The following is a 1,256-nucleotide window of genomic DNA, read 5'->3' on the forward strand; positions in this document are numbered from 1 at the left end:
TAATTCTTGAGTGTCCCGATCTGACTTGAAAGATAAGCTGAATCCTTTCTCGCTTTCACCTGAAATCACGAAGGATTTTCCATTGATTTTAAAAGTATTGTGACCGAAACCGTCAATAAGTTCAACAGCTTCGGGCAGCGCAAGACAGATATTGCGTACATTTTCAAGCATGCCTGCCGTGTCTTGTAATTTCATGTTTTAATTCACCTATTATCGAATCTATTTTGCATTCACATCTGGTTGATGAATTCCGAATATATTGCCTTCGGTATCAATATAGTATCCTTGCCACGCCATTCCAGGCAGGGCATATTTGGGCTTTGCGACCTTGCCGCCATTCTCCATAATTTTAGCTTCCGTTAAATCGTAATTTTCCACTCCCATTGTACAAGCAAATGCATTTAAAGCTTGGTTTGTTTCCGGCGGAGCACTTTGACGCTGCATCAAAGCACCATTGATCCCAAGTTCATTCTCATCGCCAGTTACAGCTCCAAAGTAAGGCATTCCTGCATAATCACTCCAATCTTGAAATGACCATCCGAATACCTCTCCATAAAACTTCTTTGCCCGTTCCATGTCATTCACATGAATTTCGAAATGAACCAATCTCCCCATGATTTCCTCCTATTTTTTACAAGAATTAAAATTATTCAGTGTGTTCGCTTACAAATTCCTATTTATTATTATAACGGGTGTGGAAAAAAATTCAATTTTTATAAGAATATATTATTTTTAGTTGAGATTAAATCAATTTTTAGAGCCTCATCATACATCCTGTCATAACTTTTTAGAAAGACCACAGGAGCCGTTCTTCAAATATAGTTAGTTCCGACCAACAGAATCGGCCCCATGTCCCTTCTACATATCTACTCAATTATTTTTTAAAAATTAATTGTGACACGCACTCCACATGTGTGGATGTTATTTGACGATACATGGAATGTTGGTGGAATAGCTTAATCCWAAAATATAGTAACTAATGATTAACAAACAGATTAATTCCTTAGATAGGCAACCTTTTATTATAATTATAAATAAATATAGCTTATCCTTCATTAATTTTTTTCCACAAAAAGGACAATTATTATTAGTTTCCCATGCTCCTACCATTAATTTAATAATAATATTACTATTACAAGTTACACACGGAAATATTTCTCCACTAATAATCCTTAACTTCTTTACCTTGTCGGTTTGAGACGTTATTTTTTGTGTTTTTATATCTTCTTAAAATATATGTTATGTAAACTAAAAAA

At 34.4% G+C, this 1,256-nt stretch carries 2 protein-coding genes; both read right to left on the reverse strand.

The window, feature by feature from the left end:
- Positions 1-195 (reverse strand): MmcQ/YjbR family DNA-binding protein (locus tag AC1DUW_RS29515; protein ID WP_477644262.1); only part of this gene is annotated, 195 nt, incomplete at its 3' end.
- A gap of 24 nt (positions 196-219) precedes the next feature.
- Entirely contained in the window at positions 220-615 is a 396-nt protein-coding gene (locus AC1DUW_RS29520; RefSeq protein WP_053346158.1) for a VOC family protein, read from the reverse strand.
- Positions 616-1,256: the final 641 nt, after the last annotated feature.

This window comes from Peribacillus sp. P4_C12, from assembly GCF_056402095.1.